Source organism: Rossellomorea sp. KS-H15a, assembly GCF_024195245.1.
Taxonomy (GTDB): domain Bacteria; phylum Bacillota; class Bacilli; order Bacillales; family Bacillaceae_B; genus Rossellomorea; species Rossellomorea vietnamensis.
The window spans coordinates 4,350,704-4,371,035 of record NZ_CP096886.1; the positions used below are offsets into that span (position 1 = coordinate 4,350,704).

General features: G+C 42.4%; 17 protein-coding genes and 1 tRNA gene. 2 read left to right on the plus strand and 16 right to left on the minus strand.

Features of this window, described 5'->3' with window-relative positions; all coding sequences use genetic code 11:
- Positions 1-190: 190 nt before the first annotated feature.
- Both M1J35_RS22880 and M1J35_RS22360 read right to left on the minus strand, forming a co-directional pair.
- Positions 191-286 (minus strand): restriction endonuclease, encoded by a 96-nt coding sequence (locus M1J35_RS22880; RefSeq protein WP_371928771.1) that lies wholly within the window; start codon positions 284-286, stop codon positions 191-193.
- A gap of 177 nt (positions 287-463) precedes the next feature.
- Positions 464-661 (minus strand): hypothetical protein, encoded by a 198-nt coding sequence (locus tag M1J35_RS22360; protein WP_254652320.1) that lies wholly within the window; start codon positions 659-661, stop codon positions 464-466.
- 428 nt (positions 662-1,089) lie between these two features.
- Between M1J35_RS22360 and M1J35_RS22365 the strand changes: the two genes are divergently transcribed.
- Positions 1,090-2,742, plus strand: coding sequence for a diadenylate cyclase (locus M1J35_RS22365; RefSeq protein WP_254652321.1), 1,653 nt, complete (start codon positions 1,090-1,092; stop codon positions 2,740-2,742).
- A 111-nt stretch (positions 2,743-2,853) separates the two neighbouring features.
- Here the strand turns inward: M1J35_RS22365 and M1J35_RS22370 are convergent, their stop codons facing one another.
- Together M1J35_RS22370 and M1J35_RS22375 are read right to left on the minus strand one after the other, a co-directional pair.
- Entirely contained in the window at positions 2,854-3,156 is a 303-nt protein-coding gene (locus M1J35_RS22370) for a hypothetical protein (protein WP_254652322.1), read from the minus strand.
- A gap of 206 nt (positions 3,157-3,362) precedes the next feature.
- A tRNA-Arg gene (locus tag M1J35_RS22375) sits at positions 3,363-3,434 on the minus strand.
- A 585-nt stretch (positions 3,435-4,019) separates the two neighbouring features.
- Between M1J35_RS22375 and clpP the strand changes: the two genes are divergently transcribed.
- Complete coding sequence (clpP, locus tag M1J35_RS22380) at positions 4,020-4,619, plus strand: ATP-dependent Clp endopeptidase proteolytic subunit ClpP (RefSeq protein WP_034764224.1); 600 nt, start codon at positions 4,020-4,022, stop codon at positions 4,617-4,619.
- A gap of 52 nt (positions 4,620-4,671) precedes the next feature.
- On the opposite strand, the gene M1J35_RS22385 is transcribed toward clpP, so the two are convergent.
- From M1J35_RS22385 to M1J35_RS22440, 12 genes are all read right to left on the minus strand, one after another.
- On the minus strand, positions 4,672-7,542 hold the full coding sequence (locus tag M1J35_RS22385; RefSeq protein ID WP_254652323.1) for an ATP-binding protein: 2,871 nt from the start codon (positions 7,540-7,542) through the stop codon (positions 4,672-4,674).
- The gene (locus M1J35_RS22390) at positions 7,529-7,900 is read right to left on the minus strand and encodes a response regulator transcription factor (RefSeq protein ID WP_254652324.1); all 372 of its coding nucleotides are present in this window, start codon (positions 7,898-7,900) and stop codon (positions 7,529-7,531) included. Before M1J35_RS22390 ends, M1J35_RS22385 begins: the two co-directional genes overlap by 14 nt.
- A 3-nt stretch (positions 7,901-7,903) precedes the next feature.
- Entirely contained in the window at positions 7,904-11,131 is a 3,228-nt protein-coding gene (locus M1J35_RS22395) for a hypothetical protein (RefSeq protein ID WP_254652325.1), read from the minus strand.
- The gene (locus tag M1J35_RS22400) at positions 11,128-12,537 is read right to left on the minus strand and encodes a glycosyltransferase family 2 protein (protein ID WP_254652326.1); all 1,410 of its coding nucleotides are present in this window, start codon (positions 12,535-12,537) and stop codon (positions 11,128-11,130) included. The genes M1J35_RS22395 and M1J35_RS22400 overlap by 4 nt, the downstream gene beginning before the upstream one ends.
- Positions 12,534-13,577, minus strand: a complete 1,044-nt coding sequence (locus M1J35_RS22405) for a HEAT repeat domain-containing protein (RefSeq protein ID WP_254652327.1) — start codon at positions 13,575-13,577, stop codon at positions 12,534-12,536. Before M1J35_RS22405 ends, M1J35_RS22400 begins: the two co-directional genes overlap by 4 nt.
- A 1-nt stretch (position 13,578) precedes the next feature.
- Positions 13,579-15,180, minus strand: a complete 1,602-nt coding sequence (locus M1J35_RS22410) for a GGDEF domain-containing response regulator (protein WP_254652328.1) — start codon at positions 15,178-15,180, stop codon at positions 13,579-13,581.
- 302 nt (positions 15,181-15,482) lie between these two features.
- A complete protein-coding gene (locus M1J35_RS22415) occupies positions 15,483-15,740 on the minus strand; it encodes an HPr family phosphocarrier protein (RefSeq protein ID WP_034764237.1) in 258 nt (85 codons plus the stop codon).
- 27 nt (positions 15,741-15,767) lie between these two features.
- Positions 15,768-16,715, minus strand: coding sequence for a DNA-binding protein WhiA (whiA, locus tag M1J35_RS22420; RefSeq protein WP_034764240.1), 948 nt, complete (start codon positions 16,713-16,715; stop codon positions 15,768-15,770).
- A 60-nt stretch (positions 16,716-16,775) separates the two neighbouring features.
- Positions 16,776-17,738 carry a gluconeogenesis factor YvcK family protein gene (gene yvcK, locus M1J35_RS22425; protein WP_034764243.1) on the minus strand — a complete coding sequence of 321 codons (963 nt, stop codon included), beginning with the start codon at positions 17,736-17,738 and terminating at the stop codon, positions 16,776-16,778.
- Positions 17,735-18,628, minus strand: a complete 894-nt coding sequence (rapZ, locus tag M1J35_RS22430) for an RNase adapter RapZ (protein WP_034764245.1) — start codon at positions 18,626-18,628, stop codon at positions 17,735-17,737. Before rapZ ends, yvcK begins: the two co-directional genes overlap by 4 nt.
- Before the next feature lie 48 nt (positions 18,629-18,676).
- Positions 18,677-19,135, minus strand: a complete 459-nt coding sequence (locus M1J35_RS22435) for an 8-oxo-dGTP diphosphatase (RefSeq protein WP_034764665.1) — start codon at positions 19,133-19,135, stop codon at positions 18,677-18,679.
- A gap of 426 nt (positions 19,136-19,561) precedes the next feature.
- Complete coding sequence (locus M1J35_RS22440) at positions 19,562-20,278, minus strand: GDSL-type esterase/lipase family protein (protein ID WP_254652329.1); 717 nt, start codon at positions 20,276-20,278, stop codon at positions 19,562-19,564.
- Between the last annotated feature and the right edge of the window lie 54 nt (positions 20,279-20,332).

The following is a 20,332-nucleotide window of genomic DNA, read 5'->3' on the forward strand; positions in this document are numbered from 1 at the left end:
TGAAAAAGTCATTTTATACATGGAAATATCTCTATCCCGGCAACCTATTATCATACTTCTCCAGTGGTATAACTTCATTCTTTCAGCAGGTTATTTCATTGCTTCTATGATCTTAGCTGAGTTTTATATTACCTAGAGCTTATCAAAATGGCTATATTCGTATTTTACTTTTTAATTTCATAACATCGTTTTAATTGTCTAAGATATACATTTTGTCGTGGCAGTTTGGGCGTAAAGCAATTGTATTTTCAATACTATCTTCGTCCCCTTCAAATAACCATACAATGTGGTGTGTACGTAAATGTGGTTCAACTTTTTTATTTTTATATGGTGCTGAGTGTTCTCATAGTTGACATATTCCTTTAGAACAACGTTTAGCATACTCAGTCACAAAAGAATTTCGTTCATAGTTTTTGGAAGTAACAGTTCAACTTACAGCTTTTCTACTAGCATGGTTAGCACTTTATTCAAGCTCTTTATCAGAATTACTTGCAACTTTTTCCCGCTCTTTCTCTTTTGCTTCGATAAGCTTTTTTGAAAGTTTTATTGGCTTTTTACCACCAGCTAATTTTAATGGGAAAACCCACATTTCCCTTAATGCTTTATCCTCATCAAACTGTTCTTCTTGGTATGGGTTTCCAGCGAGAACCACTTTACCCATAAAGATGTATTCGTTTGGTCTAAGAACTTCTAATAGATAGAGAGAGATCTATACCATTTGTATTTGATTCAGCCAGTGTCCTATTTTGATGAAATGAATAGGTTTTGGTCTCCCTTCTTTCCCATTCCAGCGTAACAAAAAATAGTACATTCCCATCTATCCTCGTATAACTGAGTATGGTCAGATACTAGGACTAGTGTATTTGTTTGAAGTGACCTCCTCATTCCCATATAAATAGTGCTTTTAAATTGGCCAGCTATCTCTTGATTAGTTAAAGTCATTCCTACTTTTAATCCAGGATTAAAGCCCAACCTGATTAACCACTAGGCAATAAACATGATTTATAAAATATTTGAAAAATTTTTATTTTATGTTAATTTGTAAATATATGTAGTTTTATGTTTTGAATAAAATCATCGGAGGATAACATGCCAATAGACCAAACGTTTATTAATGACTATAAATCTTCTTTGGAAGATTACTTAGGTTTAGAATTTGACATTGAAATTGATAATAGCGAAGGTGCCACTGCCTTTGCGGTAGAAATTAACAATATTGATGAGGAAGTACTATCAGTTAATGAAGAATTAATCAATAGTACAATTACAGATATGCTAAATTCATTATTAACCTTCTATTCTTCTCATAAGGACTTAAAATTCAAGCCGATATATAGCTCAGTATTAATAGAGGAGCTAGTTCATAACACTATTGATAATAGTTCAAATGTTCAGTTGGCTAATTTTTTAGAAGACCTAAAACGTATTAGTGTAAAGACTTATGAAACTGAATCAACTTCAATGGGGTTTATTGTAATCAAGGAAGACTTAAATAATATTAAGGATGTATTGGCAAACTTAGATATTGAATTTATTGATTATAATTCTGCTTTTAATATAAGAGAAGTAGAAAAAGATAAGCAGGTTTTTAAGTTAGTTGACTCTTTATCCCTTGTATACGTAGTAAATCACAATTACGAAATCATTGGCTTAGGTAAGAAGATGAAAGGAAAAAAAAGTATTTTTGATATTATGATGAACAGGCATAGAAAGCATGATGAGTTATTATTAAAGTATAGTGCATACAGCTACTTCATATCTAACTCAAACGCTAACTTGGAAGGGGAAGAAAAACTTAAAAAATGGAAGAATACACTTACGAAACTTGAAACTTACATTCTAGAAAAAGTCAACCAATTCAATAATTCCTATAATGATATTTCTGATTTAATAGATGACTTTCATGATGGGAAACTAGATGAGAAGAGCTATGAGTCAATCAGAAAAGAGTTGGAGATATACTTAATATACTTTAACAAAACAGAGCTACGAAGGATTGGAGCATTAGAAGAAATAAACTCATTCTTATCAGACCTTAAAGATTTTACTGATAGAGATAGAAATAACTTAAAGTTAAGAAATATAATTGATTTTGTTTATATAAAAGATAAACAATTAAACTGGAGTATTACTCCAAATTTGATAATCAACTTTAATAATGGTAAATGGAAACTGAAAAATTACGCCATTCTTTCTAACATAATTGCAAATTACATTATAAGGCAGTATAGTCCTAAGAACCTCCCTTATGATAAAGAAATTAGATCACTACTCAGAACCATAAGCTTTTCTATTTCAAGAGTTCTTGATTTATTTTCGAGTATTAAATCATTATCAAGTCAAAATAAAGGTGCTTTGATAGTTTTACTAAATAGAACAACCTCAAACAAATCTACAATTTATAAAGGTCTTCTAAAAGAAGGAAAGCTAACTACTGGAGATAATAATAGGATAATTCAAACTCCTTCTAGTAATCCAATTAACATAAGAAGTTGTGATTCCTATATGTTTGAATTATTAGCATCCATCGATGGGGCAATATTATTAGATAGTTACTTCAATTTATTATCTTACGGTGAAATAATTAATAATAATATAAATCAAGCTAATAGTAAAATACAATTTAGAGGAGCACGCACAACAGCAGCTATGAATGCATCTAAGTTTGGATTAGCAATTAAAGTTTCAGAAGATGGGGATATTAGTGTCTTTGAAGATGGGACGCTATTAATGACCATATAAGAGGAGGTTGAGATATACTAAAATCACTTCTTTCAAACCGAATGATTGTAAATAAATTACCAGAATATAAACAATAGAAAAACCGAACTTTTAGATATTTTATTATAGTATCTAAATTAAAGTTCGGTTTTCGTTTTTTTGTGGACCTAGTTTATTCCAATTCTTTTTCAAACAAAAATTAAAGAACGTTATTCCCGCTCTCATATAAGCATTTATTGAAGAAGTAGCTCGGATATTCTTAAGCATATATTCAATCCAATTCTCAACCTCTTCTGTCTTATTTGTTCTAACGGTAGCCATTGATACTTCCAATTCATGAAATGCTCTAAATAATCCTTTACTCTCCTTGTCGTAAAACTTAACTGAATCTGATGAAAGTCCTTTTATCGTACAATGCTTAAAAACTATTCTCACACCGTCTGAAAGTCTATTTATTTCTGCTCTTCCTTTGGCACTAGCGTATTTAATACCTTGCTGCTGCTTTTCTACTTGCTATGTTTATTCCTCCCACTGCGTGTTATTCGTTGCGTGGTATAAACAATTTAAAAGCACCCAAACAACTGAAGCAAAAAAAGACCCCATGTCCGCTGATAAACTCAACAAACACCAGGTCTTTGGTACGCCCTCGGAGGGAATCGAACCCCCATTTTAAGAACCGGAATCTTACGTGCTATCCGTTGCACCACGAGGGCATGAAATAAATAACCGTCACGAATATATATTATAAGCCAGATATTACTTGTTTGCAATAGATATTATCGTTTACGTCTTTTTAAGATTTCTTTTTAATATCCTTTAAAAGGGTGTTCAGTAATTTCTTTAAAGTAAAAATCAATCTCTATAAGAATTTTTTACTGTTGTACATCCTTTTACAAAACCACAGAGTGGATTGAAGCGGAAGGCACTTGACTCCTGCGGGAAAAGCGGGAAAGTTGAGACCCCACAGGGCAGCGCCCGAGGAGGCTCAACTCACGCCCCGCGGAAAGCAAGTGCCTGCAGCGAAAAGGAACGGTCATTATTTTCACCTTATGCTCCTTTTAGAGTAGAATCCCTTTTAATCAAGTTAATTATGGAACTTACCCCAGCTGCCAACCATAAACTTTACAAACACCCGCCCGTTTAAAAAAGGTATGAATGGGTATCATGTAGAAAGGATTTATATACAGGGTAAATAAGGAAGCATTAAGTTTGACCTTTATTGACCATGGGTGTATGATAACAGTACAAAGTGAATAAGTAACTCTAAAAAAATAAAAGATATCTAAGGAGGAACGAGGATGAATTTAATTCCTACAGTTATTGAACAAACAAACCGCGGTGAACGTGCGTATGACATTTATTCACGTTTATTGAAAGACCGTGTCATCATGCTTGGAAGCGGCATTGACGACAATGTGGCGAACTCCATTGTAGCACAGCTTCTTTTCCTTGAATCTGAAAACCCGGAGAAGGATATCTCAATCTACATAAACTCTCCTGGCGGAAGCATCACGGCAGGTATGGCTATTTACGATACGATTCAATACATCAAGCCTGATGTTCAAACGATCTGTATCGGTATGGCGGCTTCAATGGGAGCGTTCCTTCTTGCAGCTGGAGCAAAAGGCAAGCGCCTAGCCCTTCCTAACGCCGAAGTGATGATTCACCAACCACTTGGTGGTGCTCAAGGTCAGGCGACAGAAATTGAAATCGCTGCAAAGCGTATTCTATTCCTTCGTGAAAAACTGAATCAAATCCTTGCTGATCGCACTGGTCAACCTCTTGAAGTAATTTCAAAAGATACAGACCGCGATAACTTCATGACAGCTGAAAGAGCGCTTGAATACGGATTGATCGACCGCATCATCACTCGTAACGAAATGGATAACAATAAATAATGACCAAATAAACCCCCTTCCCGGACTCCGGAAAGGGGGTTTTTAGTTGGCTCTAATTCAATCGCTTTTCCTCAACCGGTACTAGAATCTCCCCGTTCATCCCTTTTTTCAACAACAGATGTAAAATCGTTTTGGACAGCCTGCTGGGATGATATGGTTTGACTAAATAATCATTGGCTCCAAGCGTGAGTCCTTTTTCTTTTTCATCCAGAGCGGAAGAAATGATAATGGGTATTTGGGCAAGTTCGTGGTCCGATTTCATTTTCTCAAGTACATCCCATCCCGACATGCTTCCTTCAAGCATGATGTCCAGAACGACGGCATCGGGTTTCTCTTCCCGCATGTTGGTTAAAGCTTCAGCACCTGAAGCTTTATGCAGCACCTTGAACCCACTGTCGGAAAGTTCGGCTTTGAGTAAGGATGCAAGATTGATATCATCTTCAATGACAATGATGTTCATCCCGTCACCGCATTGGTCATCTTCTTTGAAGGTTTCGATGGTCACGATCGGCAGCCGCACGGTGAATAGACTCCCTTTCCCCTCTTCTGAAAAAACGGTGATGTTGCCTTCATGGGTTTCAATGATTTCCTTCACGATGGTCAGACCCAATCCGGTACCGCCGATTCTTCTCTGATCGGAGTTGTCGACCCGGTAGAACTTGGTGAAGAGATTTGGAATTGCGTCCTGTGGTATACCGAGGCCCTCATCCCGGATATCGATGAGAATGCTCTCCTCTCCTTCGCGGAATCGGATGGTTATGGTACCCCCATCAGGAGAATATTTGATGGCATTGCTGATAAGATTGGTGAATGCCTGTGACAACTTATCCCGGTCCCCAAGGACGATCGTGCAGTCCGTCTCCCTTGCGATATTGAAAGAGTGATGGGGCGCATTGACCCTTTGGGTATCGATCACCTGTTGAATGAGCGGGACGACATCTTCGAATTTTTTATCGAAAGTCTGGCGTCCGGACTCCATGCGCTGCACATCCAGGAAGTCGTTGATAAGGGATGTTAACCGCTTTGCTTCCTGATAGATCGTCGTTAAGTATTTCTTCGTCCGTTCAGGCTTTAAGTCTTTTGTCAGCATTAGTTCCGTAAATCCAAGCACGCTTGATAGAGGGGTCCGAAGTTCATGGCTGACGGTGCTGACAAACTCCGATTTCATTTGATCGACTTCGAATTCTTTCGTGATATTCCGATGAACAAAGATCGTGCCTATCTGCTCTTCCCCACGATAGAGGGACTCAGAATACACCTGGAATACTTCTTTACTATCAACCAAGTGATAGGTAAGGAGCTGTTTACTTTTCTTTCCCTCCTTCACAATGGTTTCATAATACTCATCCAGTTTCTCTTTGTCTTCCACTTGATCAATCAGTGCCTGCTTCCAGGTTTGATAGCATGACTGTTGAAGTTCGTCAATCTCACCCTTGACCAGAGATGACAATTTCTTATTCATTAATAAGTTGTTTCCATCTTTACCGATGAGTTGTATCCCCTCTTGAATGTTGTTAAGGATGTCCTGCGTTAATTGACGGTTCGTCTCGGACTCTTCAAAAAGGGTGATCTTTTGCAAGGAGATGGAGATTTGCTTTGTCAGACTCGTGTATTCAGCCAGTTCCTGCTTATTGAAATCATTTCCGAAACGGCTGAATACCATGATGGCTTCCACCTGTTGATCGATGGAAAGGACGGGTAAGAATAAGTCATACGAGTAGAGGGTCTCTTCATGATACCCTTTCTCGGACGGAACCATTTCCCTTTTAAGTGTGAAAGGCTCCCTCGAATCAAATAATCGCTGATGGATACCGTTATAAATGTACGTCAAGAACTGTTCAGCACCATTTTTCGATATTCCATATGCCGCATTGGACTTTTGGTCATCCATGAGGACGATCATCCCCCTTGAGGCCCCCATCACGTGACTCATGCTTTTCACGATACTTTCCAGTACCTCCTGCTTGTTAAGGGAGCTCGAAATCCCATGTATGAATTCATTCCGTCTCTCCAGTTGCGACTCTCTGTTCTTTGTCATCGTCAGCAGGTGCTCGAGTTCCGACTGCTGGGATTCAAGCTCATCCTGTTGAGCCTGCAGTTCTTCATTCTGAGCCAGGAGATGCTCTTCCTTTTCCTGGATTTTATAAATCATCTTTTCGAATGCCCTGGACATCTTACCGATTTCATCTTTCCTCTTATTTTCAAACGACCATTGCTGGTATGCTTCGTTTTCAGCAATGTGTTCGGCAGCGGACGCCACTTGATCAAGGGGATGACCGATTTGTTTTGCAATCAATCTCATCAATCTCATCAGAACCACGAGCATAAGAAAAATAAAGATGACAAAGGCTGATTGACTTAAAGACTCTTTTCGTTTCAACTCATCATACGCACTTCGTTTGCTTTGTTCAATGGAATCCGCATACCCATTGAGCTGGGTTTGAAAGGTTTCGATTGTGGCCGTTGCCCCGTCAGCCGAAGCTTCTTTCACTGCCTCTATATTCCCCTCTTCGAAATCTTGGATGATCGGCGGGACCATATCCTTAAAATACAGGTTGGAAAACTCCTCCACATCTTTGTAGAAGCGTTGATCTTCAGGTTCTGTTTCCAGCTCTTTTAATTTTTTTAACGTATCATCGACTTTTTTCTCTTGATCAAAAATACTTTCCTTAAATTCCTGTCTACCAAATGCAAGGTATCCCCTCGCATCGAAGAACGCTTTTTGAAATCCTCTGTCCAATTGCTCAGCCAGATCTTCTTTTTGGTTCAGGGAATTTCTCTTAACCTGGTACTCATTTGTAATGGATTGATCATATAGAAACAAACAGGCTGCCCCGATGAAGAAGATGGCAATGAAACCACTCATCAATCCGATGAATTGATTACGTAAGCTCGTTTGAAAAAACTCTTTAATTCTCTTCATTCAATATGTCCTCGATCCGCTGAACAAGCTCTGCAGGACTATATGGTTTGGCAATGAAATAGTCTGCTCCGGATTTCAATACGAGGTCTCTATCCGCCTGCTGGCTCTTTGCAGATACCATCATGATTTTCACCGAACCCTTTTCAGGGGAGTTCCTGACTTTTTCAATTACTTCGAGTCCTGTGTATAAAGGCATCATGTAGTCAAGAAGAATGAGATCATAGTCATTTTTCATGATGGAATCGATTGCTTCCTGACCGTCTACTGCTTCATCAAGTTCGTGTCCTTCGTCTTCGAGTGTATCCACCATCAGCATCCGGAGCACTTCTTCATCTTCCGCTATTAGAATTCTCGCCATCGGTTATTCCCCTTCTTTCTCAAAAGCTTCTTTCATTTCATAGTAGGACTGCTTCAATCTCTCATGAGAAGCTGGCAGATCCCATGTATCCCAGGAGTATGGATAAAATTGTGCAGGATTGATGAACCCGTTCTCACCCTGTGAAGGATATGAAAATACGTTTTCTCCATCGGTTTCATATAAACCGATCTTAATGGATTCAAGAGTGATTGAGCTTTGCAGGCCATTTCCTGACCAGATATCCCCCATTGCTTCCTTGAGGCTTGGATCTTTTATGTTAAGAAGCTGCCAGGGAATACGGATTTCATATCGACCCGAATTGACACTGATATCCGTTAAAGAATCATACGCTTCATCCTGTGGGTTTGATGTTCCGAACTTGAGAATGCCGGTTTCATAGGATTGAAACGGGATCTTTTCCCCTTCTACGTCCAGTGATTTATTCAACGTTAACCGGATTGGATGATACGTCCCGTTGTTTTTCACGTTGGCATATGTCTCTTCTTCTATCATGTTGAGCACATGACCATATTGATAATGATGGGTGTCATAATAACTGTCGATCCACAAGCGTGCTTCCTTCGTGCCCTTTATGTGAAGAGCAAAGTCCACCCCTTTTGTGGAAACACCCTTCACATCCGGAATCGTGGATTGACCCTGATTCTCTATCGTATCGAATAAAAGGTACGTGTCTTTCCCTTCCGAAATACGGTTTGAATCAATTCGGACATACACAAAACGTTCATCACTCGTTACATACATACTGTGTCCATCCTCATCAAAAGCAGGTTCGATCCCATTGAAGGTCCAATCCAGAGGTCTCCCGTCCACATGAATCATGGATGTCCCGCTTTCTCCAGGATCGAAGCTCACCATCCCAAACTGCTGCTCATTCGTTTGGGCGTTTTGCCAGAACGGCCGTCTGTCCGGATTGTCATAGTCCATCGTGTTCCAAGTTCGCTTGAACCACTCATCCTGCCAGGCAAAGACCATCCCACCTGCCATTTTCTCTTCCACGATATCTTCGAATAACTTGCGGTCTAATTCACCCTGTTCTTTTTCGGAATGATTTCCCTGATCCATGCCGTAGACGTTTTTATGGGTAAGGCCACGTGACCCCGGGACACCGAATTCCGCTACGACTAATGGCATGGAGTGCGCCTTTTTCATGTCATGTAAATAGCCGGCGTAATTATTCTTTTCACCGCGATGATCGATATAATCAATATAACGCTGTTCATAGTTCAAAAAATCAGGGTAATACGGGTAGATATGATAGGAAGCGAATAAACCGGTTTTCAGTTTGTCGGTCCCCTTCATGACGTTCGGATCGACCGATACCATGTCTTCCTTCTCCAGGGGTTCACTCGGATGATCCAACAGATCGGTGGTCACCCAGTTTGTGAAGCTGACCGGCCTTTGCCACTGATACGTTTCGGTTTCATACTTGATCCCTTCATCCATTCTCTCTGTCAGCCATATTTCAAACGGCTGCGCCTCTTCCGTTTCAATGTATTCACCCTTGAAGTCCTGGAGTCCTTTATGTTTTTCATTTGTCGCAAGGACCACTTCGGGATCCCACTCGACCCCAAAGACCCACCCAAGAACATAAAGGGATATATCGTAGGTGTACGATCCCGACGCATGGCCTTTTCGTTCGGGAATTTCAGCGTTTCCGTGAACGAGATCGATGGTCTTTTTAATTTCTGACGCAAATTCGTCTGTGTTTTCTTTTGCAAAGGCATCTTCGGATTTTAAGAAAATCTCTTCATTGACCCACACGCCATGGAATAAATACAACGGCTTATCTGCCATCTCATTGTATTCGTAAAACGCTTCATAAAATGCTGGAGGATGGATCGTGTAAATCCGGAGTGCATTGGCATTCATGGCTCCAATCTGCTTGAACCATCTCATATATTCCTCTTTTGAGATTGCGGTTTCACCTGGAAAGGAACCAGGCCTTGCGATTCCCATATTCACCCCTTTAATAAGGAGGTCTTCCCATTTTCCATCCTTCTTCACTTGAATATAGTCACGGCCGGTCTTCCCTGCAAGCTGCACACCATTTTCTTTCGTGGCTTCGACGGTTTCCTTTTTCTTATCGTCTCCACCCTTTTGGATATCCTCAAGGATCGCCTTCATCATCGGATTATAAGCCTTCCAGTAAAATTGGGAGGAGTCATCCGGTTTGGATGACCCTGTCCACTTTCTCCAAGAAGGAAATCCGACGGTTTGATACAAATCGGGTACATCTGCCTGATCTGCATAATCCCCACTGAAATAGTATGTGTCGTATTGACGGTTTTGTCCGTGCACGACAGCCGGGAACGTAACAGGAAGATCCAAGGCTTTCAACATGTCTTTTCCGCTCTTTGACATTGACAGCGTATAGTTGGCGACGACCTCATCCGGATTAATCGCTTCCACGATATCAAACCAGTAAGAATAAGGGGTGTTGATTTCTTCGCCGATTAACTCTTCACCACGAGGCGTAGTGGAAAAAACCACTCTCTTCTCCCCGATGTCTTCCTTATCCAACACGACCAGACGATCATTTTCGTCCACCAATACATACCCTGGACCTTTGAAGTGATAGGTTTTATCATACTGCTTCTCGTAGTTGCCCCTTACCCATTGAGGCACTTCGCTGTTTTCCAGTTTAGGGAAATACCTTCCGATCCAGCCCGACCATTCCAGATTGAATAGGGAATAGAACTTCCTCCGGGTTTCTTCCTCAGTAGGTTGGGCCATGGAATTGAACTCGGCGATCAATGTTTTCCCATCCTTCATCGCCATGTCTCTTAATGCGTCCATATCCTGATCGCTCAAGCCTCCGTACAGTTTACTAGACCGCTTGCCCGATACATTTTTATTATGAAACTCTTCTTCATACACCCCATATGTATCGGCTATGTAGACCGCATCATACTTCTCGGTGGATGAGGGAATATTTTTCACATCGAAGGTTTGATCCTTTTCCGGAACAAACCCAATATAATCTCTCTTTAGATCATAAGGTTTCCCGTTTGATTGAACATATTTCTGTTGATTTAACAGCCACATAAGACCTTTATGTTCGCGATAAGTAGTGTCCGGCACTGTTTTATCAATGATCAGCACATCCAAGTTCTGTTCCTTTTTGAGCTGCCACAGCCAAAAAGGGGCTGACACCAAAAGGACGATGCTCACGATGAACAAGAGAAACGAATAGGATTTCAGCTTTGTCATTTCGATACTCCTTTTCTCGCCATTTCTCCCCAGCCCCTCTTCTTACGGATCACGTCCAAGATCCCTTCACATCTCCAGAAGACGGTCAACGGGCGGTACCATAACGTCTCGGTCAATGAATAGACGAAAAGTCTTCCGATATCGGTTGCTTTCGGGAACTTCCGGACGGACCATTCTTCCAGGAGGACCGCAGCCATGGACAAAACCGACCCATAAAGGATGGATAATAAGAATAATAGAATGGCAAATTCCAGATATACTCCGCCAAGAAAGATGGAAACAATCATGATGACGTATCCCATCAATTCAACGACCGGGCCAAGAAATTCAATGATTAAAAAATAAGGCATGGAAATCATCCCTATTGATCCGTACTTCGGGTTGAACAGGAGCTTTCGGTGGATCCAGAGGCTTTCAAACAAGCCCCGATGCCATCTGCTCCGTTGTCGACGTAAATATTTCAAGGATTCCGGTGCTTCTGTCCAGCTTACCGGATCCGGCACATAGACGATTTTTTTATCGGCTTTTTGTTCTTTTACATAACGGTGAAGCCTGACAACGAGCTCCATATCCTCTCCCACTGTATGAGAATATCCACCCGCATCGACGACCCAGCGTTTCGAGAATACGCCGAAAGCACCCGATACGATCAGGAGAAGATTATGACGGCTTAAGCCGATCCTTCCCATAAGGAATGCCCTTAAGTATTCGATCACCTGCATAATGACAAGGGGGGACCTAGACAAACCGACCTTCACGATTTCCCCGCTTTCAATTTCGCATCCATTTGCGATACGGATACTCCCTCCGGAGGCGATGACCTCTCCATCGGATTCGACGATCGGTTTCATCACTTTGAGGAAAGCGGTCCGTTCGAGAACCGAGTCTCCATCAATGGAGCAGAAATAAGGGAAGTTCGATACATTGATCCCGGCATTCAAAGCATCCGCCTTACCGCCGTTTTCCTTATCGATCACCAATAAATTTTTATAAAGCTTCGACTGATACACACCCTTCACCGGCTGTGTTTCCAGCTGCTGGCGAATCACCCATTTGATTTTCACCAACTGAAAGGTTTCTACGAGTTTCTCCATGGAATCATCCGTGGAGCCATCGTTCACGATGATGATTTCGTATTCGGGGTATTCAATGCTCAATAATGACCTTACCGTCGCCATGATGCCGACAGATTCATTGTAAGCGGGGACCAGTATGGAAACCGGCTTCGTCTGATGGAGGTGTAAAAGCTCTTCATACGGCTCCCACTCGTCGAGTCCATAGGTTTTCCTTAATTGAAAAAGGGAGATCACGAGGAGAATCGTATAAAACGAGACGACGAGAATCATATAAAGGAGAACGAACCATCCAATGGAAATCAAGATGCTCCCCCAATCTATCGCATTCATGAGACCGCCTCCCTTTCCAGCCACTGTTCGGCCATATCCCTTGCATACCCATCTTCCGCATACACGGCAATTTCCCTTAACACTGCTTCTCCATTTTCCAGCCGCAAAAGGGATTGAGCTGCCTGGGAGCGAACATAAAAGGACGGGTCGCTCATAAGTGCCTGTAAGGCAGGACTCAGCTCCGTGGAACGGATGTATTCACATGCTTTAATCGCCATCAGCCGCTCCTGCCATGAGTATGCGCGTAAATGAACGGAAAGGGTCGGTATATCAAGGTAGAACTCCATCCCCACCACTGCCTTTAAAGCACGGATCCTGAGTTCAGAAGCACCCGTGTCCAGTAAACGCTTAAGGAACGAAACATGTTCCATTCGGTTTTTCACCCCGATCGAATCGATGATGGCAAACTTCATGACCTCAGGCAGTTCCTCAAAGGCAGAGACCAATGGCCGGAACTGATCTTCCCTGAACGAATGAAACAGGAGACTGTATTCAAACTCCGTCAACTCATACTTCGTGTCTTTCAGCCTTTCAACCAGATTCTTCTCACCAAACAGCACGGCGATTTTAAGCAGCTGCAATTCTTCTGCTTTGCTGACCTTTTTTGAACCGTGTAGTTTTTTTAACGGCTCCACCATACTCTTCATCTTAAAATCCTGTATCCAGTAAAGGGCGTTCATCCGGATACTCCATCTTCTGTGTCCAAGCTGAGACAGGATAAACGGTTGAAAGTGATCTTCTGCAAATCCTTGTAAACGTTCCTGTATGTCTTCCGAGGCAAACATTTTTGAAAAACCTGCAAGTAACTCGACAAGCGCCCTTGTCTGCAGGGGAGAACGTACCGTTAACCCCTCTGCCTCCCCTCCTTCTTGCAGGAAGTGAAAGAGTGGCAACTGATATTCTTCTTTTAATTCGTCAATCTGCTTCCGATTTTTATTATCGTTCACTTTTTTGATCATCAAATACAGACAAAGTCCCGATAATATGACCAGCAGAACGACCAGCACAACAGTAAAATAAAAAAGTTCCCGGGAGTACACTTTATCTCATCCTTCTTAGCATTTGACCTAAACGGGCCTCAAGCTCCAATAGTTTAAATGGTTTCGTCATATAGTCATCGGCTCCGAGCTGAAGGGATCTTGAAATGTCCCTTTCACTTTTCCGGGAGGTAAGCATGAGTACTTTGTAGCGATCCGAATCACTTCTTGAGCGAATCTGCTCCAGTACTTCCAGGCCGTCCATCTTCGGCATCACCCCGTCCAAAATCACGAGACAAGGATTTCCCTCATGCCAATCCGAGCCTATAAAAGCAGACCCGTCTTTAAATGTGTGAATATCATACTGAATATGCTCCTCTGCTGGCAGTTTCGACACGATATCCTTCATCACCGTCCGAATGATCGGGTCATCATCGACAATCGCAATCTTCATGATTTTGTGAGGGGTATGCTCCCTTGCCTTCCCATCCATCTTCACGAGATTCCTGCCGCTGCTTTTCGCCTCATAAAGGGCATTATCCGCAAGCTTAAGCCATGTATCAAATGGCTTCGTAGGATCAGCGATTTCTGCCACGCCTGCCGAAAAGGTACACGAAAAGGCAGGATTTTCCTGGAACACCATTTGACTGAACCTCTTACGTATATCATCGGCAAATGAGCACGCTTCTTTTATAGATGTATGAGGGAACAGGATGACAAACTCTTCGCCCCCAAAGCGAAAAACCGTGTCCTGAATCCTCGTTTCGGACTTGAGGAGTGAGGCAAATTCCTTCAGCACCCGATCTCCCATCAGGTGTCCGTACCGGTCGTTCACCCCTTTGAAATGGTCCAGATCAAGGACGGCTACACAATAGGAATCACCCCTGCGAACCCAGTCGCTTTGTACCTGCGCATACGCCTGACCCAAGTATTTACGGTTATAAACCAGTGTCAATTCATCGATCAGTACAAGCTCTTCCATTTGCTTCTTCCGTTCCATCTGCCTTTTCACCCGCACGGTGAACTCATCAAGTTCAAATGGCTTGGCTATGAAATCATCCGCCCCCATCTGATAGCTTTTCATCCGGACTTCCTTACTGTTTTCCACACTTACCATGACCGTTGGAATGAATTGCTGTTTCAGCTTTTTCTTAAAAAAGTCCAGTACTTCGAATCCACTCGTCCCATCCATATGAATATCGATGATCGCACAGTCCGGCCTCACATCATAGTACGACATAATGGCCTTCTCGGGATTAGCGATAGGAACGACATACCACCCGATCTTCTCCAATTCCTCTTTCATGTACATGAGGAAAGACGTATCATCATCTATGAGTAACACAACAGGTTCTTCCCCATCCCTGCTTTGCTTGCCCGGGAATACCTCGATCGATTCCTCCTCATAGTGGTAGCAGTATTGAATGATTTCAAACAGTTCTTCCTTCACTTCTGAGATCGTCCACATACGCTCATCTTCTTCATTATGGTGGTCCATCAGTTCACGGGCGCTCTCCCCGATGTTATGTAAGCCCAGTACTGAGGCAGACCCCGCCATGGAGTGAATGAAGCGGTACACCTCTTCATGGGGGATGGAGGCGGCCGCCTCCCACTCTTCCAATTTTTTTCGAATATTATTAAAGAAATGCTTTGTATATTTTTCCATAGGGCATCGTCTTCCTTTGTCGTATACTTCGCACTGAATGTTCCCAAACTCATTTCATTATACTCTCGTATTCTCTCGTTTAATAGGTGAGGGATGGAAATATTTTGTGTCTTTATCTCTATTTTTTTAAATAACCTGAAAAGTTTAATGTAACAAAAAAGGGGAGACACATCTATCTACAATGTGAAATAAATGGAAAAAGGTTCGAAAGAATTAGTTGTTGCCTCATGACTGGAACCGGAAAAAGCCCATAAAAAAACCGATGACCACTCCCTGGTCATCGGTTTTGTGTGAAGTTGGTGTTACGCTTCTTTTTGAACGAATCCTTCAAGGGCTACAAGCGCTTCTTCTTCGTCGCTTCCATCCGCAACCAATGTGACGGCAGAGCCCGTGGAGATCGCCAGACTCATCAAGCCCATGATGCTTTTGGCATTGACCTTCTTCCCGTCCTTCTCCAAGAAGATTTCAGATGAGAAACGGTTTGCCTCCTGTACGAATAATGCCGCCGGTCGCGCCTGAAGGCCCGTCTTCAATTTCACTTCTACTTGTTTTTCCACCATAATCATTTCTCTCCCCTTTGTCCTTAATTAGGTATTGAGCTTTTCTCCCGCTCGTAACTTGTCTGCCAGCTGATCAATTTTTCGTAAACGGTGATTGATTCCTGATTTACTGATCGTGCCGCCTGACACCATTTCCCCCAGTTCTTTCAACGTGACATCCTGATAGTTCACTCGAAGCTCTGCTATCTCCCTTAGTTTATCGGGTAAAACCTGTAATCCTACATGCCTTTCGATAAACTTGATGTTTTCTACCTGTCTCAAGGCAGCACCGATGGTTTTATTCAAGTTAGCCGTCTCGCAATTCACCAGACGATTAACGGAATTCCTCATATCACGGACGATCCGTACATCCTCAAATCGGAGCAGGGCGTTGTGTGCCCCTATGATATTCAGGAACTCCGTGATCTTCTCCGCTTCCTTCAAATACGTAATGAAGCCTTTTTTTCGTTCAAGGGTCTTACTGTTCAAGCCAAAGGAATTCATCAGCTCGGACAACGCCTCGTTGTGTTCAGAATAAAGAGAAAAGATTTCTAAATGATACGATGATGTTTCCGGATTGTTGACCGATCCGCCAGCAAGGAACGCTCCCCTTAGGTACGAGCGCCTGCAGCATTTCTTCTTGATCAGGTCTTCCGCTATATTATGGATAAAGGTGAAATGTTCACCCAGTATTTTCAAGTCCTCGAGGATCATCTTTGTATCTTCTTTGATTCGTACAATGTACACATTGTTTTTCTTCAGCCGCATTTTCTTCCGTACCAGAAGCTCTACCGGGGTGTCGTACCCTTTTTTGATCAGTGTATAGATTCTTCTGGCAATGGCGGCGTTTTCGGTTTGAATATTGACGACGAGCATTTGATTCGAGAAGGACAATGAACCATTCATGCGAATCAATGCGGAAAGCTCTGCACTTGCACAGCAGTCCTTGACTTCAATATTGGTCAGTTCTTTTTTTGTTTCAGACGCAAACGACATCCCCATCACCTCCTAGCAAACGCTTGCACAACCTTATACACAAGAAATTTTCGTTGTATATCAGTTGGTTGAATCTTTCAAATAAGAATAAATAATATCCGCGACCTTCTCTGTGTTATGACGAACGAGATGATTGTCATAGGAAAGGATCTCTTCTGCAATCACTTCCAAGCCCATGGATTTTAATTTATCCACATCGAAATGAACGGGGCTCGCCTGCTCTTCATTATATCTTTCCTGTACCTCTTTTGGCACCTGTTTCTTGTTCACCAAGATATAATCAATGCTCGGGGTTTCCAGATGATCGTATAACGCCTTCACGTGGTCGCTTGCTGAATAATCCAGGGTTTCCCCTGCCTGGGTCATGATATTGCAAATATACATCTTCTTGGCTTCCGCTTGGCAGACGGCTTCGCCAATTCCGGGAACAAGAAGATTCGGTAAGATACTAGTATATAGGCTTCCCGGTCCCATCACAATTAAATCGGCTTCTTTGATAGCCCGTAACGTTTCACCTAATGCCTTGATGCTGTCCGGCTTCAGAAAGACACGCTTGATTTTCTTTCCGGCTTTCGGAATGGCGGATTCCCCCGTGACGATCGTTCCATCTTCCATTTCAGCCTTCAGGATGACACTTTGATTCGCCGACGGAAGCACCTTGCCCTTCACATTCAATACCCTGCTCATTTCCTGGATCGCATGGACAAAGTCACCTGTAATAGAAGCAAGGGCTGCAATGATCAAGTTCCCGAGGGCATGACCGGAAAGTTCATTCGTCGTTTCAAAACGATGCTGAAACATTTGTTCAACCAGTGGCTCTACTTCAGAAAGGGCAGCAAGGACATTCCGTATATCTCCTGGAGGCGGAATATCCAAACTGTCCCGCAAACGGCCGGAACTGCCACCGTCATCTGCGACGGTGACGATGGCCGATATATCAATCGGGTGTCGCTTCAATCCCCTGAGGAGGACCGGCAGGCCGGTCCCTCCCCCGATCACGACGACCTTGGGTGTATGTGTCATGTTGTTAGACCCTTTCTCTTCTGAATGTCTCGATGAGAAATTTTCGTTTGGTAGTCTTTTTCAAAATGATGTCCAAGATACTCTGCCAGCGCAACGGAACGATGCTGTCCGCCCGTACATCCGATGGCCACGACAAGCTGACTTTTGCCTTCACGCTTGTATTGGGGAAGCATGAACGAGAGTAAATCGGTTACCTTTTCGATGAATTTATTCGTCTCATTCCATTTCAACACATAGGTCGATACCTCTTCATCCAATCCCGTTTTCGGCCTCATATGATCGATATAATGGGGGTTTGGAAGGAAGCGTACATCAAACACCAGATCGGCATCGATGGGAATACCGTGTTTGAAACCGAAGGATACGACGTTCACCGTGAAGATCGTTTTCTTGTTCACCGAGAATTCCGTTAAAATCTTTTCCCTAAGTTCTCTTGGCTTCATGGTGGAAGTATTGTAGATCAGCTGGGCACGCCCCTTTAATTCCTCGAGCAGCTCCCTTTCCTGTCGGATGCCTTCAAGAGGCAGGCCTGATGGCGCCAATGGATGTGAACGGCGTGTTTCCTTGTACCGTCTGACCAGGGATGAATCATCTGCGTCAAGGTAAAGGATCTGGGGTGATACCCATGACGTTTCCGCCAGTTCATCCAATGCTTTAAATAGATGATCGAAGAATTCCCTTCCCCTGAGGTCCATGACAAGGGCGACCTTATTCATTTTATTACCGGACTCTTTCATCAGTTCCAAAAATTTTGGAAGAAGAGTGGGCGGCAGATTGTCCACACAGAAGAATCCTAAATCCTCAAAGCTTTGAATGGCAACGGTTTTGCCAGCTCCGGACATACCCGTTATGATGACCAATTGAACATCGTTTGTCGAACCTGTACTCATGCTCTTCCCCCGCTTTTATCGTAATATTCTATATAAAAAGTTCGTTGTTTAACTTGGATCCAGTCGATAAGATAATAATTTAAAATCAGGAGTATAGGTGAATGTTCCATAAATCGTATTCTTTCCGTGCAATAGATAATCCAGAATATGATAATCTCCTTCAGCCATCGGTAAATTCTTGATGTCTTCAATCGGATGCCATTTAATCTTACCTTCTGCTGATTCCTGAAGATTGACTCCATCCGCCTCTGTTGCGAAAAAAGAAAACATCATCCACTCCGAAACGATTTGATCACCGTCTTTAATAATGAACGTAAAGACGCCTTTCAAATCAGGATTCTTTAAATAAATGCCAGTTTCCTCACGATATTCCCGGATGACGGCATCCCTGATCGATTCACCGGACTCCATCTTCCCGCCCGGGGCGACCCACCAGTTCCTTCTTGGCTTTTGGAGAAGGAGCACTTTGTCCCCATCCAGATATAAACAATTTGTGACACGTTGCACTACCTTCACCTCAATCTTGATGATTCGGGAGCGATGCATCAGTCCCGATTACAGTCAACTTCATTCCTTACATTATACTATGATTGCAGACAAGCTACAATGTCTCCGCCTGCAGGAAACCGTGTCGATTATCATCGAAAGATATTGGGACAGGTTTTGACATGTTGAGGAGTCTGCAAATGATTGGTACAGGTATACCCCACACACTATAACAGAAAAAAAAGCAAAAAAAATAGACACAGGCGATTCCTGTGTCATCTACGGGATTTATTACTTAAAAGGGGGTCAATTTCTTATTATCTATATTACCCGAAAATTGTTTCACTAGTGTTACAACAGATTTAAAACGGTATTACGGAATTGTTAATGTTACAAACGTGGTTTCGCAAATCATCCCGAATTCCCACGAATCCTGTAAAACTAAGGTTAAAAGTCATAATTCTTCATGATTTGATCTGCGATTAATTCGTATCCTTTCCCATTAGGATGGAGGGAATCATGGAAATAGTTTTCCTTGGACTTTCCTTTGAATAATGGATTGGTTGATACGAATTTCACATTTTCATGTTTTTCTGCTTCCTTCTTCATCGACTTATTCCAATCATCCACATATGCTTCGATTTTATCGCTGTCTTTATCCGGGTACGGATTATACAATCCCAACACGATGATATCCGCTTTTTTGCTAGCTGTCCCGGTAATATTCAGGATTTTATCGAGGTGATCGAGATAGTCCTTTTTCGCATCCGTGATCTCATCGTGGTGTAAAGGAAACAAGTCCCCACCGTTGTTCTTGATGAGATCATTGGTTCCAATGTTGATGATATATACATCCGCTTCACTCAAGTCCTCGGCAACCTCGGGCTTTACGATTTGTGCGAGTAATTGATCCGACTGCTGTCCCGGTATTCCTAGGTTTTGGAAGTTATACACCTTTTTCGTTTGTTCTTTGTTTACTTTCTCTTCTAACCGCCCAATGTATCCTGCTTCCTTCTTATCACCATAGCCGTAAGTGAGGGAATCCCCCAATGCAATCACCCGCTTCTTTGAAGATGACTCTGTCTCATCTGCAAAAAAACTGAAGTAGACGATGGGAATAAGAGCAAACAGTACGACGACCCCTGCGAGTTTCAACATTTTCATTCATGATCCGACCTTCCGATATAAACTGAGATGACTTTCATAATAGTCGTTATT